Genomic DNA, 13,377 nt, shown 5'->3' with positions numbered 1-13,377 from the left:
ACCCCTTTGGCAGACACGCTCGCCGTCCTCGCGGCGAGGATCGCCACCCTGGAGCGTCTGGTGCGTGACCTGTCGCGTACGAGCCGCCTGGCGAACTCCTCGATCGAGAACGGCTCCATCGCGGTCTACGACGACGGCGGCCTGCTGCGCGGCAGCATCGGCATACAGCCGGACGGCACCGTGGCGTTGGCCGCTGTCAACGGACCCACCCCGCCCGTCCCCACCGCCCCCACCACCGCCTCCGTCCGAGGGGGCGTCGCCGTCTCCTGGGACGGGAAGTTCACCAACGGCAGCCAGGCCCCGGCCGACTTCGCCAGTGTGGAGGTCCACTTCTCCACCAGTGCAGACTTCCCCGACGGCGGCTCCTTGTTCGCCGCGTTCTACTCGGCGCAGGGCCAGACGATGACCGTGCCCGCAGGCGGTCCGGTGTGGGTGCGCCTTGTGTGCGTATCGACGTCCGGCAAGGCCTCCGAACCGTCCGCCGCGGCGGGCCCGGCCGGTCCGTCCCCAGTGGTCGCGCAGGAGGTGCTGGCCGGCGTCATCACCGAACTGTCGCTGGCCGACGGAGCAGTCACGCGGGCCAAGATCGAGGCGGAGGCGGTAGATGGTACTGCTCTGGCTGACGGCGCGGTCACCACGCCGAAGCTGGTCGCAGGCGAGATCGACGGCCTCGTGCTCGCCGCCGGGACGGTCACCGCCGACCGGCTCGTCGCCGCAAGCATCACCGCCGCCCAGATCAAGGCCTTGAGCGTCACCGGCGACCGGCTCGTCGCCAACACGGTCACCGCCGACCAGCTGGCCGTCGGGACGATCACCGCAGCGTCGGGTGTGATCTCCTCGATCGACGCCACCGTGATCACTGTCGGGAAGATCAAGGCGACGCAGATCGATGCGACGAACCTGGTGATCTCGGGGGCCAACGTCAACGGCACGGTCACCGCCGCCACCACGGCGACCACCGCCACGACCGCAGGCGCCGCCACCACGGTCACCGGCTCGATCGGCTCCGAAGTGCTCCTGCCGCCCACCCAGATGGGCACTGGGCAGATCCCACAGACCACCACCATCAACGGCGGGTCGATCGTCACCGGCACCCTGGATGCTGCCGCTATCAAGGCCGGGACGATCACCGTGGACCGGCTGGCGGTCGGCCTGGCTGGCCAGGTGGGGCAGAAGTGGTACGACTTCGGCGACGCGGCGTCCAAGTGGCAGAACCTGGGCGGCACGATGACCACAGTCGCCGTCCCGGACTCGCAGTCCGGCGGCAACGTCATGCGGTGCGTCGGCTACGTGCAGGGCGCCTACCGGCCCGATGTGAAGATCCCCTTCGACCCGTCGGTGACGTACCGGGTCGGTTTGCGCATACGGCAGACCGTCGCCAACTCGACTCCCGGGCAAAGCCAGACGCTGTACGCGGGAGTGGCCGGCCTGGCGGGCGACGGCGTGACCTTCGTCAACAACGTCGGGGACAACTCGAAGTCCAGCCAGTTCTACGTGGCGGTCGACAGCGAGGACCTCGTCGTCGGCGCGGACTGGGTCACGTACAACGGCTATCTCAAGGGCACCTCTGCCGCCCCGGTCAGGACAACGGCCCCGAACGCCAATGCGCCTGCCCAACTGCACTCAAAAGTCCGCTACATCACGCCGTTTCTGTACGCCAACTACCAGGGCGGAACCGGCACGGTCGAGATCGACATGTATGCCATCGAGGTCGTCGAGTCCGGCGGGATCACCGCGAGCAACATCAAGGCCGGGGCCATCGACGGCCAGACGATCACCGGAGCAACACTGCAGACCGCCAACAGCGGCAACCGGATCGTCCTCGACGAGGAGACGATCGGCGGGGTACCCACAGGCGTTATCCGGTTCAAGAGCGGCCAGAGCGGCGACACGGACGGTCTGATCACGTCCGAGGTCAACGATGCAGCCACCCAGCTGGCCATCACCGCCCCCAAATCGTCGCTCGTGACCAGCTCGGCGCCGCCGGCCAGCCTGCTGCTGGGCACGGACGCGATGGGCAAGCAGATCATCGAGTTCGACGCGGAGAAGGTCTACCTGACCTCCCCCACCTACGTGGCACTGCCTCTGTGGGACTACCTCGGGCAAGGCGTCATCTTCAACCTGGTCAAGGACTGGACGACCCCGGCACTGGCCACCGGGTACACCGGTAACGGCAACTCCAACGGCACGGTGCAGTACAGGGTGATCAATGTGCTGGGCACGAACTTCGTGCAGTGGCGCGGCGGCCTCAGCATCACCTACAGCAGCGGCGCCATCGCCAACAGCGGCGCCCCGTTCTCCTCCGCTCTGCCGACGGCCGCCCGTCCGTCCTCGAAGTGCTCGCTCTCGGCGGCGTGCTCCGCCGCAGGCTCCAGCACGCTGGCGCTCAAGGTCGACTTCAACACTGACGGCTCGGTCAGCATCATCGGCACGAATACCACCACGATCAATCCGCCGTGGGTGTCGTTCAGCGGCCTCATGTACAGCCTGTGACGAGGGAGAAGACCACACGATGGCACGCCAAGTGACGATTGTCGGTCCGGACGCCTCCGGTTACTCGTGGACGTGCGGCCAGTGCGGCACGACCGGGGCCGCAGCCGAGAGCGACGCGGCGATGGCCGACTTCAACACCCACTGGGACAATGCGGTGATCCCGCCGGTCGACCCGTGGCTCCAGCAGATCCTGGACACCGGCCAAGCCCTGGCGGACTCCTCGCCCGTCCCCCCGCTGGCCGCAGCGTGGGAGCAGGCTGTCTCGTCGATGCCGTCGGCGGTGGCTGTGGCGTGGCGTAACCCAGGGAACATCCATCCTGCAGGCTGACGGGCTGTCTTGTCGCAGCCGTAGACTCCTGGGAGGCGCGGGGCACGCCGAGTTGAGGAGTGCGCGGTGACACAGCCGCCGAGTGCCGAGCCCACCCTGTGGGAGCTGCACCGCGCCATGGCGCAGTTGCGTGAGGACCAGCGCGGCGGGATCGCCCAACTTCGTGTTGACCTGCGTGCAGACCTTGCCGCACTGGCCGGGCGCCTCGACCAGGTCGTCACAGAAGACGTCTACCGGGCCGACCAGCGGACCGTGCTCCAGCGTCTGGAGACCCTGGAGCGCGATCTCACCGCCGCGCAGCGGCAGCGCGAAGAGGACCAGGCTCAGCAGACCACAAACCGCCGCCTGATCATCTCCGCGTTCGTCGCCCCGCTGGTGGTCTACGCACTCCAGCTGTGGCAGGCGTCGCGCGGTGCCAGCCCGTAGGAGGCGGGCCGCACGACGAAGAACAACATCATCGAATCAGGCGCGGGGGAGAAGGCAGTACGCGCCCGATGACAGTAAGAGGAATCGACGTCGCCTCGTACCAGGCGACCGACTATGGCACTCGCGGATTCGACTTCGCGTTCATCAAGATCACCGAGGGCACCACCTACACGAATCCGAAGTGGGTCGCGGAGCGCAAGACCGCCCGTGATGCCGACCTGGTCACCGGCTTCTACCACTTCATCCGGCCTGGCGACGTGACCAAGCAGGCCGACTACTTCCTGTCGAAGATCACACTCCGCACCGGCGACATTCTCGCCCTCGACTGGGAAGACCCGGGGGTGAGTTGCGCCCAGAAGGACGCCTGGATCAGGTACGTCCAGAAGAAGGCGCCCAGCCACCGGGTGATCCTCTACTGCAACTACGACTTCTGGACCAACCGCGAGACGACCTCGTTCGCGGGCGACGGCCTGTGGATCGCCCACTACAACGGCAAGCCCGGCAACCCCGGCATCAAGGCGTCGTGGCGCTTCCACCAGTACACCAGCACCCCGATCGACACGAACGTTGGCAACTTCACGGACAAGGCCGCACTCCGTGCCTGGGCCGGGTCATCGTCCGGCGGGACCGGATCGACGCCCAAGCCGAAACCGTCCAAGCCCGCGTACGTTCCGCCGGCGTTCCCGGCCCGGCTCGCGCCTGGCAAGAGCAGCCCGTCGGCGAAGCCGCTGCAGAAGGCACTGCGCGCCGCCGGGTTCCTGCCCATCAAGGAAGCGGACCTGTCGGACACGTACGGCCCGCGCACACAGGCCGGTGTGGGCCGCTTCTTCGACGCGCACCCGCAGTTCCGCGCCAAGGGCAAGCCGCACGACGTGGCGATCGGGCCGCACGGCTGGGCGTTCCTCTTCGCCCTCGCCTACGGCCGTAAGTGAGAACCCGGTGGATGCCGCAGACGTCATTCGGCGGTTCACGTTCCATCCGGCCGAGACCGCCGAGCGTCGCCAGGCCCACGAGGACATTCGGTCCGGGTGCCTGGAGCTGGCGCTGATGCTGCACGCGGAGCTGCCCGCTGGCGCGGAGAAGCAGGCGGCGATGTTCCGTCTCGAAGAGGCCATGTTCTGGGCGACCGCTGCGCTCGCCCGCCAATCAAGGGAGTGAGAGTGCTCTACAACTATCTGCTGTCGGTGGTGCGGACCTTTGGCCCGGTCGTCGCCGGTTGGCTGATCACCCAGGCGCTGCGCCTGGGCGTGCACCTGGACGGTCCCGAGCTGGTGTCGCTGATGACAGCAGGGTTCGCCATGGCCTACTACACGGTGTTCCGTCTGGCGGAGCTGCACCTCAGCCGCCGCTTCGGGTGGATGCTGGGCTGGGCGGCGCCGCCCGACTACCAGAACCCTCAGGGCTGACCCAGCCCGAGAAACGACCAAGGCTCCCACTGCCCAGTGGGAGCCTTGACCTCTTGGAGGGCTCAAGCCTAACAGCGGCTGAAGACGGGGTCCCTGAGCGCGCCAGTTAGAATCTAAGGGCAGTCCAGTGAGGAGAGGAGCCCGGTGGTGGCGAAGAAGCCGTTCCTGGTCGGCAGGCAGGAGTTCGCCGCCCTGTACGGGGTGCAGCCGACGCAGGTCACGCAGTGGGTGGCGCGAGGTGTTTTGGACTACGACTGTGCGGTGATCGTGTCGGGGTCGCCGTATTGGCTGCTGTCGTTCGTGCGCGGGTTCGGGCAGATGACGCCGCGGCCCAAGGCGCTGAACGAGACGGAGCTGCAGCGGCTCGTGGCCGAGCAGGAGCCCGGGGAGTGGGCGCGCAGCGTGGAGGGTCTGCCTCCGCTGCTGGGTCTGCAGGAGGCGACGGCGCTCTTCGGCCTGTCCAGTCAGCAGAACCTGTCGGCGGTGGTGAGGCAGGGCCGGTTCGCGCCGGCGGATTACCAGCTGTCGGGTTCGCCGCTGTGGCTCCTTGACACACTGATCAAGGCCGCGCCGGAGATCCAGGCGAGGTCCCGCACTGTGGTGTGGGCGGTCGTGCCGCAGGTCGAGGCGGCGCTACGGCAGGGCCGTTACCACGGCCCCGGTTCTGTGATTGCCCCGCGTGGACGTGCCGCAAATGCCGTCTGACCTGCGAAAGTAGCTCGACTCCCCTCCTGGATGGAGCTAGAATAAGAGCGGCGCCATCGAGTGATGGCGCCGCTCTTAATCTTTGGGGGAGCGATGCAAGGCGTTGCGCCTGTGGCCCGGTCGCCGACCGCCGGGTGCGAGTTTCGGGGCGGCATCCTGGTTGATCGCGCCGGATCCTTCGTGAAAGATGTGCCACACCATTGGAATGGTGCTATGGCTCATGGGGGGTCTCGTGCCCGTTCATCAGCAGCAACTGCCCGGCCTGGACGACATCCAGTCCGTCAAGCAGCCCGACGTCGAACCCGGCCAGTCCATCCAGCAGCGGTTCGAGGCGTTCCACGCCCTCAACCCGTGGGTGCTGCGGCACCTGGAAGCACTGACCACCGACTGCATCGCCAAAGGCTTCCGCCGAGTCGGCATCGGGATGCTCTTCGAGCTCCTGCGCTGGCGCTACGGACAGGCCACCCAAGGCGACGCCTTCCGCCTGAACAACAACTTCCGCAGCCGGTACGTGCGGCTCCTGATCGAACGCCACACCGAGTGGGCGCGGCTGTTCGAGACGAGGGCCCTGCGCGCCGCATGAGACCACCAACCTCTTGGAGCAGCCCAGATGGGCATCAAACTGAAGACCCGCAAGCCGACCGGCATCGTGCCGTGGCCCCTCCTCCTCCTGGAGGGGGAGGAGGGGGCCGGGAAGACCTACTCGGCCGCAGAGTTCTCCGCCTCCGACCGCATCGGCCAGATGTACTGGATCGACCTGGCGGAGGGCAGCGCCGACGAGTACGCGGCGATCCCCGGCGCCGACTACGCGATCATCGACCACGACGGCACCTACCGCGACATCCTGGAGCAAATCCGGGCCGTGTACCTCGAAGCCCGCAGGGCCGCCGCCGCCGGCGAGCCGCCCGTGGTGCTGTCCGTCGACTCGGGCACCGCGCTGTGGCGGATGCTCAAGACCTGGACCCACGAACGGGCACGGCGCGGGAACCGCAACGCGAAGGCCCTGCAGGAGGACCCGGACGCCGCGATCGACGTCGGCATGAACCTGTGGAACGACGCCACCGAGCGGTGGCTGGACATCATCCATCTGCTGCAGACGTTCCCCGGCATCGCCATCATCACAGCCCGGGGCAAGCAGATCACCGCCATCGACGACAACGGCAAGCCCGTCACGGACGGACGCGGCCGCGCCCTGAAGGAGTGGAAGGTCCAGGCACAGAAGGACCTGGCGTTCGACGCCTCCGTGTGGGTGCGGATGCGCCGGGGACAGGCCCCGCAGGTCATCAAGGCCCGCTCGCTGCGCCTGCGCGTCGAGGACGGCAAGCCGCTGGACCTGCCCGACTTCACCATCGAGAACCTGGTCTTCACCCGGCTCGGCTGCTCGGTGGAGTCGCAGCCCCGCCAGATGCCCGCTCTGGTCGGCGACCGCGTGCAGGCGTGGCTGGACGAACACGACGTGGTGGAACTGCGTGACGTCGAGAGGCTCCGCGAGCTGTGGTGGGAGGCGGCCGGGGACGACACGGGCCTGATCCGCGCTGAGGTCGTCTCGATCCGCGCCGCGATCGAGCGGAAGGTCGCAGAGGTCGAGAACCCGCCCACGGAGATGGGCCACGGCCCGGCCAGCGACGCCGACCGGCTGCGGGCCGTCGTCGAGCGCAGGGCCGAGGAGGGCGACGACGAGCCTGCCGATGAGGCCGAGCCGGACAAGCGCCCCGTCCGCAAGGCCCCCGCCAAGCGCGCCCCCGCCAAGCGTGCCACCGCCAAGACGACCAGCGCCCAACGCTGACCTGCCCCGCGGGCCGGACCCCAACGGCCTGGCCCGCGCCACATCCCTTGGAGTACCTGATGACTGCTCAGCCTGTGGAATCCATACCGTCGCTGTGGACGGCCGCACACGACGTCGACGCCAGACGGCCGCGTTCTCTGCAACGGCAGCTCGGCGCTTCGGACACGGTGTGCGAGCGCCGCGCCGCCTACATCGTCGCCGGGACTGCCCCGACCAACGACTCCGACAAGCGTGCCGCCATTCTGGGCACGTACATCCATGAGGGCCTGCTCGGCGCGGCGCGCAGCGAGTACGGCTGGCTGGTGGAGCGCGCCGTCGCCGACGATACGATCAAAGGCCATATAGACGTCGTACAGCTCGACGAGGCGACCGCAGCCTGCCTCCCCGTCCGCCACCGTCCGAAGGTTGCAGCCGTCGGCGGGGTGACGGTCGAGGACATCAAGACGAAGTCGACGTTTCTGTGGGACAAGGTGCGCCGCTACGGGCCCAGCGAGGCCGAGCTGCGGCAGGTGTACCTGTACGCCGACCTGCTGCGTACGGCTGGCTTCGAAGACGTGCGCGGGCAGCGGTACCTGGCCAAGTTCGGCCCGTTGGAGGTGGCACGGATCCGCTTCCGATTCGTCAACCGCGACAACGGCGAAGAGCACATCGAGGAGTTCGACTTCGACCCGACGGAGGCCACCCGCGCCCGCTGGTGGGTGCAGCGCGTACGGGAGCTGCGCACCCCCGAGGAGGGGCGCCGGGACTTCGACGGGCCCGGCCTGGACGCCATCTGTGACCACTGCCCGTTCATGACGGCCTGCTGGGGTCTGCCCGAGCAGCCCGGCACGCCCGTGCAGACCATCCTCATCCGCAACGACGCCGACCGTACTCAGACGCTCGCCGACTACGTGCACGGTCACACGCTGGAGACCGAGGGCAAGCGGATCAAGAAGCTCGCCCGCGCGAAGATCGACACCTCCCCGGCGGGCGCATACGGCGCCAACGAGCTGGCGTGGGGCGGCGGGAATCCAACGTGGGCCATCGACGTGGAAGCCATGGTCGACCTCCTCGAAGATGCCGGCATCCCGGTGCCGATGGTGCCCGACGAGGGGCGGATGGTCGCCACCTTAAAGGAAGCGGGCCTGGCTGTTCCGGAGAAGCGGACCGCCAAGACCACGCCCAGGACCATCATCGTGCGGCCCTTCAAGGCCTGATCGGACCGCCGCCGCGCGCCCCGTCGGGCCGCGCGGCGGCATGGCCGTGGAGGGAATCTTCCGTTGTCCATTCACCTGATGGTCGTTGCCGCCTACCTGCCTGAGGACGTGGTGACCCAGGGGCAGAAGCTGGCCCTGATGAAGATCTGCGACTCGGCCGACGATGAGACACGGCTGTCCAGGCCGGGCTTACGCAGACTGCGGGCGTGGGTCGGCGTCGGTGAGAAGCGGTGCACGACCATCGTCACCGAGCTGGTCGCCAAGGGCCTCATAGAGCGCGTGGAGACAGGCAAGGCGGGCCGCCGCGCGGTGTATCGGGTGTTCCCGATGGGCGTGCCGCCGATCCCGTCCAATGACGACTTGGACGCCCGCTTCGCGGCGGCCGACGCGGCGCCGAAGAACCCGCGCAAGGCTCGCACCGGGATTCGCCGAGCGGCGCCGTCCAAGCCCGCGATGACGCACGAGGACATCGACGCGCGGGCGTTGGCCGCAGGCGAAGGTGTGAAGGGGGCAGGGTTCCACGGGTGGAACCCTGATGGGGGCGAGGGCAGGGTTCCACCCGTGGAACCCAGTGGGTTGCACCCATGGAACCCAGTGGGTTCCACCGGTGGAACCCCTTCTCTTCCTTCTTCTTCCTTTGTCCTTCCTTCCCCCCCTACCCCCGCGGCTGTCGCCGCAGGGGAGCGCGGTGGCTGCCCCAAGCATCCTGTCGCTGCTGCGAATTGCCGTGCCTGCGGCACGAACCCTCGCGCCGCTCGCGCGGCGCAGGAGCGTGAGCGGGCGGAGGCAGATCGGGAGACGGAGCAAGGGTGGCTGCGTGGGTTCCAGGCGGACCTCGACGAGGCGCGGCGGGTGAGGCAGGAACGGCCCGAGGACGTCGAGGCAGCCCGGCTGTTGGCCCGTCAGTTGGCCCGCCAGGGGAGGGAGAAGACCCGCAACGGGAACGCGTCCGAAAAAAATCAATCTTGACCCCCATCTGAATGCAGCTAGAATAAGAGGAGTGGGAGAGGGATTGGCCCTCTCCTTCCGATACCGCAAGGAGAACCGCGTGAGCGAGCAGTCGACTGCAGAGGTAGTAACCGCCACCGTTCCGGACGGGAGTTGGAAGCTTCAGGTCACGTACGAAGAAGGCAAGACCATCGCCGAGGTCTCGTCGTTCGGCGTGCCGCTGAGCATTACGACCCTGACCGCTGGGGGCGTCGTCACCGTCGAGGACCCGGCCACTGGCCCGACCGTCCACCGATTCGCCGACACCAGCGAGGCGTACGACGCGACCCAATGTCGCGCCGACATCCGCGACGGTGACGTCCTGGTCGTCGAGCCCGAGCAGGTCATCGGGATTCTCGATGAGGCCTGGCCGTTCGCCGTCACCCAAGCACACGGCGAGTTTCACGCCCTGAAGATCCCCGCCAGTGAGCACAAGGACGGCCGCTACACGGCCAGCGCCGACCTCGCCGGGCGGATTGCCGCCGAGCTTGGTTTCCCTCTCGCCGTCCAGCCCGCTCGTACGGCCTGACCGGCCGACGCCAGCCCAGCCACTCGCCCGGCAGATTTGCCGCACCACCACACCCACATCGCCTCTTGGAGGGACCGAATGGGACACCTGCCCACCCTGCGCCCCGAACACCCGAAGGGTCTCGTCCTTGACTCCGCCCAGCAAGTCACCCCCGTCCTGATCGCCCTCGCCCGCGCCTGGCGCGAGGACCCCGTCGGTACCGGTGCCCTGTTCGCGGACATCGCCGACCGCGACGACCAAGCCCGCGCCGAAGCGCACCTGGACGGCCTCGGCTTCGGAGAGCACGCCAGAGACCAACTCGCGGACCAGCTGCTCGCCGAGCTCGGCGGTGCCAAGTTCCACCTCGGCCGCACGCGCGACCGCCACGCCGTCCATCAGGCCCGCCGGATCGCCGAGGAAGCCCGGCGCGTGGCCGACATCCTCGATGCGCACGCCAACTGGATCACGATCGAGGTCGAGGAGGTCGAGGAGGCCGAGCGGCTGCGCGCTGCCCAAGTCGCAGCCGAATCGGAGTACCTGCGGGCCTGGTTCAGCTGGGCCGACGCCCGCCCGGTCATGGTGGCGGTTGCCGTCCCGGTCCGCTGCGGGCACTGCACCTGCTGGCCGTCCCATGTGAACGGTCTTGCGTGCCACATGGGTTGCGGAGCTCAGGCGACGCCAAAACCGTGAGGCGTTGAGAACGGGGTGGCGGAATACGTTCCGCCACCCTGTTTCGAAATGTGCCACAACTCTGTACCGTTCGAACCACCTCTTGGAGATCGCATGAATATCGCGCCCCTTCCCGACCACGGTCGTGTCAGCCGCCCCGAGTGGCAGGCACTGTGGCAGCAGTACGAGCCGGTCACCACACCGCTACGCGTGGTCGGACTTGCCTGCGACATCGAGACCTGCGGCGGCCAGACCGTCATCAACGTCGACCTGCCCGACGGCACGTACCTGGTCATCGCCGACGACGACGCGCTCCCCGACCGCCTGGAGCAGGTCACCGGCTGGCGCATCACGCGCAGCCACCGCGACAACCCCAACTTCGACGCCCTCGTCTTCGACTCCACCGACGGCGGCGAACACGAGGGGCTCCACGCCGACATCATCTCGCTGCTCGCCGCGGTGGCCCTCTACCTGAAGTCCCTGCCCGACGTGGACACGCAGACGGCCGGAACCAAGATCGGCGAAATCCTGATGGCCTCCGCCCACCGGTTCGCCGTCGCCGTCACCGGCGTCAACTCCCAGCACGCCTCCCAAAGCCAGGTCATCAGCGGCCCCTTCGCCAGCCACTCCGAGACGGTCAAGCAGTACGGCTGGCAGACCCACCTCCTCGAGGAAGGCGACTGGAAGAAGGTCCACGAACAGGGCGGCACCGAATGGCCCCTGACGGTATGGCAGCGCCGTGACGCGGTGCTGCTCGTCTTCGTCACCCGCCTGCTCCTCGTCTGACTCCACCCGCCCGACCTGCCCGGCCCCGCAAGATGCGGGGCCGGGCCGCCCGACTTCTTGGAGCCCACACCTTGTTGACCACTCTTCCCCGCGACATCGAACCGACGTTCAACGACCTGCTCGCCGGGGCCGGCGGGTCCTCCTCCGGCCTGGTGGAGGCCGGATGGCGCGGCAAACTCGCCATGAACCACTGGCAGACCGCCATGGACTCCCACGCCGCCAACCACCCCACCATCGAACACCTGACCGCCGACGTCACCGGCTACCCGATGAGGTTCCTGCCCCCCGCCCTGCTGCTGTGGGCATCGATCATCTGCACCGAGGTCAGTCCGGCCGGCGGCCTTATTCACCCCACCGATCAGCTCGACCTGTTCGACGTCCTCGAACACCTCGACGACGACGAGGCGGAGGACTGGAAGGCGCTTACTCCGGAAGCGTTCGAGAGGACCCGGGCTACAGCCTGGTGCGTCGTGCGGGCCTGCGAGGCCAAGCGGTTCCCGTACGTCGTGATCGAAAACGTCGTCGAATTCGCCCTGTACTGGATCAACTTCAAGTCCTGGGTCAAGGCCATGAGGGAGCAGGGCTACGAGGCACCGCAGATCCTTAGCGCCACCTCCGCACACATCGGCGACGATGACAACCTGCGCGCCCCGCAGTGGCGGGACCGCATTTACATCGTCTTCCGCCTCAAGGGCATGCCCAAGCCAGACCTGCAGCCCCGCCCACTGGCGTTCTGCTTCGAGTGCGGCAAAGACGTCCACGCGAAGCAGGTGTTTTTCGACCTCAGCGTTCGTGTCGGCAAGTACAGGCGCGACTACAGCTACCGCTGCCCCAACAGGCGCTGCCGTCACGCCGAGGTCGAGCCGTACGTGCGCCCGGCCGCTTCCGTCATCAACTGGGACGACCTCGGCCAGCGCATCGGCGACCGCAAGAAACCGTTGGTGGAAACCACTATGGACCGCATCCGCGCTGGCCTGGCCAAATTCCCCCATCAGCCGTCCTCCATCACCGTCAACCACGGCAAGGACGGCACTGACCGGGCATACGCGGTGGCCGAGCGGCCGTTTTCCACCCGCACCATCAAGCAGGGCGACGCGCTGCTCGTGCCGACCGGCGGCAGCTGGAACACCGCGTGCAGCGACATCGCCGAGCCGATGCGTGCTCGGCTGACCCGCGAGAGCGAGGCCCTGGTCACGGTCGACCCAGAGCCGTTCGTGATCACTTACCGGCAGAACGCCAACCCGGCGCTGGCCACCGAGCCGATCACCAGCGTGACCGCCCAGGGCAACCATCACGGCCTGGTCGTCCCCGGCGGGGCCGTCCCGCCAGGGCTGCGCAACACCCTCGTCATCCCCTACCGCAAGGCCACCGTCAAGACGACCGCCGAGCCCGTTCACACGCTGTCCACCCGCGACTCGGCCGCACTCCTGAACACCGCGCCCGCGGTGGAGGGCTGCTACTTCCGGATGCTCAAACCCCGCGAGCAGCTGGAAGCCCAGCGGTTCCACAAGCGGTTCATCTGCATCGGCACCCAGGCCGAGCAGACCATGCAGGCCGGGAACGCCGTGTCAGTCAACGTGGCCCGGCATATCGGCGAGTGCATCAAAGCGGGCCTGTGACTGGCGGGTGGGCCCTTCGCGCGCCCTGCCACCTCCGTGACGGTTTCACCGTCACGGAGGACGACTGGAAAACGAGAGCCGACCTCAAACGACTGTGCGGGCCCCAGCTCCCCACCTGCGGGCCGTGCCCGTTCCGGGCCCTGTGCATCGCCACCGTCAAACCGGCCCAGGCCAAGTTCGACGGCATCGCCGGCGGACGCCTGTGGTGCAACGGCGACGTCATCGACGCCCTCGACGACGTCAGCGACGAGGAGCTGGCCGAGCCGAAACTGCGCGCCTCCTGCGGCACCGAGGCCGGAGCCAAGGACCACACCCGCCACGGCGAAAGTCCCTGCCTCTCCTGCCGCCAAGCGGTCCGCGAGATGACCGCGCGCCGCAAGGAGGAGGCGGAGGCCAACGCCAGAGCCAAGGCCAACGGGCCCGGGCAACTGCAGTTCGAATTCGCCACCACTTGACCCCTCGCCTGCC

Annotated in this window: 16 protein-coding genes; all 16 read left to right on the top strand. The window is 68.2% G+C overall.

Features of this window, described 5'->3' with window-relative positions:
* Positions 1–6 precede the first annotated feature (6 nt).
* The 16 genes from ACFYW8_RS10785 (at position 7) to ACFYW8_RS10710 (ending at position 13,364) form a co-directional block, all read left to right on the top strand.
* Positions 7–2,493 carry a hypothetical protein gene (locus ACFYW8_RS10785; RefSeq protein WP_389070518.1) on the top strand — a complete coding sequence of 829 codons (2,487 nt, stop codon included), beginning with the start codon at positions 7–9 and terminating at the stop codon, positions 2,491–2,493.
* Between the two features lie 31 nt (positions 2,494–2,524).
* Positions 2,525–2,821 carry a hypothetical protein gene (locus ACFYW8_RS10780; protein WP_389070514.1) on the top strand — a complete coding sequence of 99 codons (297 nt, stop codon included), beginning with the start codon at positions 2,525–2,527 and terminating at the stop codon, positions 2,819–2,821.
* A gap of 66 nt (positions 2,822–2,887) precedes the next feature.
* Complete coding sequence (locus ACFYW8_RS10775; RefSeq protein WP_389070512.1) at positions 2,888–3,247, top strand: hypothetical protein; 360 nt, start codon at positions 2,888–2,890, stop codon at positions 3,245–3,247.
* A 68-nt stretch (positions 3,248–3,315) separates the two neighbouring features.
* Positions 3,316–4,179 carry a glycoside hydrolase family 25 protein gene (locus ACFYW8_RS10770; RefSeq protein ID WP_389070509.1) on the top strand — a complete coding sequence of 288 codons (864 nt, stop codon included), beginning with the start codon at positions 3,316–3,318 and terminating at the stop codon, positions 4,177–4,179.
* A gap of 7 nt (positions 4,180–4,186) precedes the next feature.
* A complete protein-coding gene (locus ACFYW8_RS10765; protein WP_389070504.1) occupies positions 4,187–4,405 on the top strand; it encodes a hypothetical protein in 219 nt (72 codons plus the stop codon).
* A 2-nt stretch (positions 4,406–4,407) separates the two neighbouring features.
* A complete protein-coding gene (locus ACFYW8_RS10760) occupies positions 4,408–4,653 on the top strand; it encodes a hypothetical protein (RefSeq protein WP_355213445.1) in 246 nt (81 codons plus the stop codon).
* Between the two features lie 147 nt (positions 4,654–4,800).
* Positions 4,801–5,358: a hypothetical protein gene (locus ACFYW8_RS10755; RefSeq protein WP_389070499.1), complete on the top strand. Its 558-nt coding sequence runs from the start codon at positions 4,801–4,803 to the stop codon at positions 5,356–5,358.
* Positions 5,359–5,590: 232 nt separating this feature from the next.
* The gene (locus ACFYW8_RS10750; protein WP_389070496.1) at positions 5,591–5,941 is read left to right on the top strand and encodes a hypothetical protein; all 351 of its coding nucleotides are present in this window, start codon (positions 5,591–5,593) and stop codon (positions 5,939–5,941) included.
* A gap of 27 nt (positions 5,942–5,968) precedes the next feature.
* Complete coding sequence (locus ACFYW8_RS10745; protein ID WP_389070492.1) at positions 5,969–7,144, top strand: AAA family ATPase; 1,176 nt, start codon at positions 5,969–5,971, stop codon at positions 7,142–7,144.
* Between the two features lie 59 nt (positions 7,145–7,203).
* Positions 7,204–8,340 carry a hypothetical protein gene (locus tag ACFYW8_RS10740; protein ID WP_389070487.1) on the top strand — a complete coding sequence of 379 codons (1,137 nt, stop codon included), beginning with the start codon at positions 7,204–7,206 and terminating at the stop codon, positions 8,338–8,340.
* 63 nt (positions 8,341–8,403) lie between these two features.
* Positions 8,404–9,309 (top strand): hypothetical protein, encoded by a 906-nt coding sequence (locus ACFYW8_RS10735; protein ID WP_389070482.1) that lies wholly within the window; start codon positions 8,404–8,406, stop codon positions 9,307–9,309.
* Positions 9,310–9,388: 79 nt separating this feature from the next.
* On the top strand, positions 9,389–9,856 hold the full coding sequence (locus ACFYW8_RS10730) for a hypothetical protein (protein WP_389070477.1): 468 nt from the start codon (positions 9,389–9,391) through the stop codon (positions 9,854–9,856).
* 78 nt (positions 9,857–9,934) lie between these two features.
* The gene (locus ACFYW8_RS10725; protein WP_389070473.1) at positions 9,935–10,525 is read left to right on the top strand and encodes a hypothetical protein; all 591 of its coding nucleotides are present in this window, start codon (positions 9,935–9,937) and stop codon (positions 10,523–10,525) included.
* Positions 10,526–10,618: 93 nt separating this feature from the next.
* Positions 10,619–11,290 (top strand): hypothetical protein, encoded by a 672-nt coding sequence (locus tag ACFYW8_RS10720; protein ID WP_389070469.1) that lies wholly within the window; start codon positions 10,619–10,621, stop codon positions 11,288–11,290.
* 74 nt (positions 11,291–11,364) lie between these two features.
* A complete protein-coding gene (locus tag ACFYW8_RS10715; protein WP_389070465.1) occupies positions 11,365–12,909 on the top strand; it encodes a DNA cytosine methyltransferase in 1,545 nt (514 codons plus the stop codon).
* The gene (locus ACFYW8_RS10710; protein WP_389070461.1) at positions 12,906–13,364 is read left to right on the top strand and encodes a hypothetical protein; all 459 of its coding nucleotides are present in this window, start codon (positions 12,906–12,908) and stop codon (positions 13,362–13,364) included. The genes ACFYW8_RS10715 and ACFYW8_RS10710 overlap by 4 nt, the downstream gene beginning before the upstream one ends.
* The last annotated feature ends 13 nt before the right edge of the window (positions 13,365–13,377 follow it).

This window comes from Streptomyces sp. NPDC002742, from assembly GCF_042888885.1.
Lineage (GTDB): Bacteria > Actinomycetota > Actinomycetes > Streptomycetales > Streptomycetaceae > Streptomyces.
This window is presented reverse-complemented; position numbering and strand designations above follow the sequence as displayed.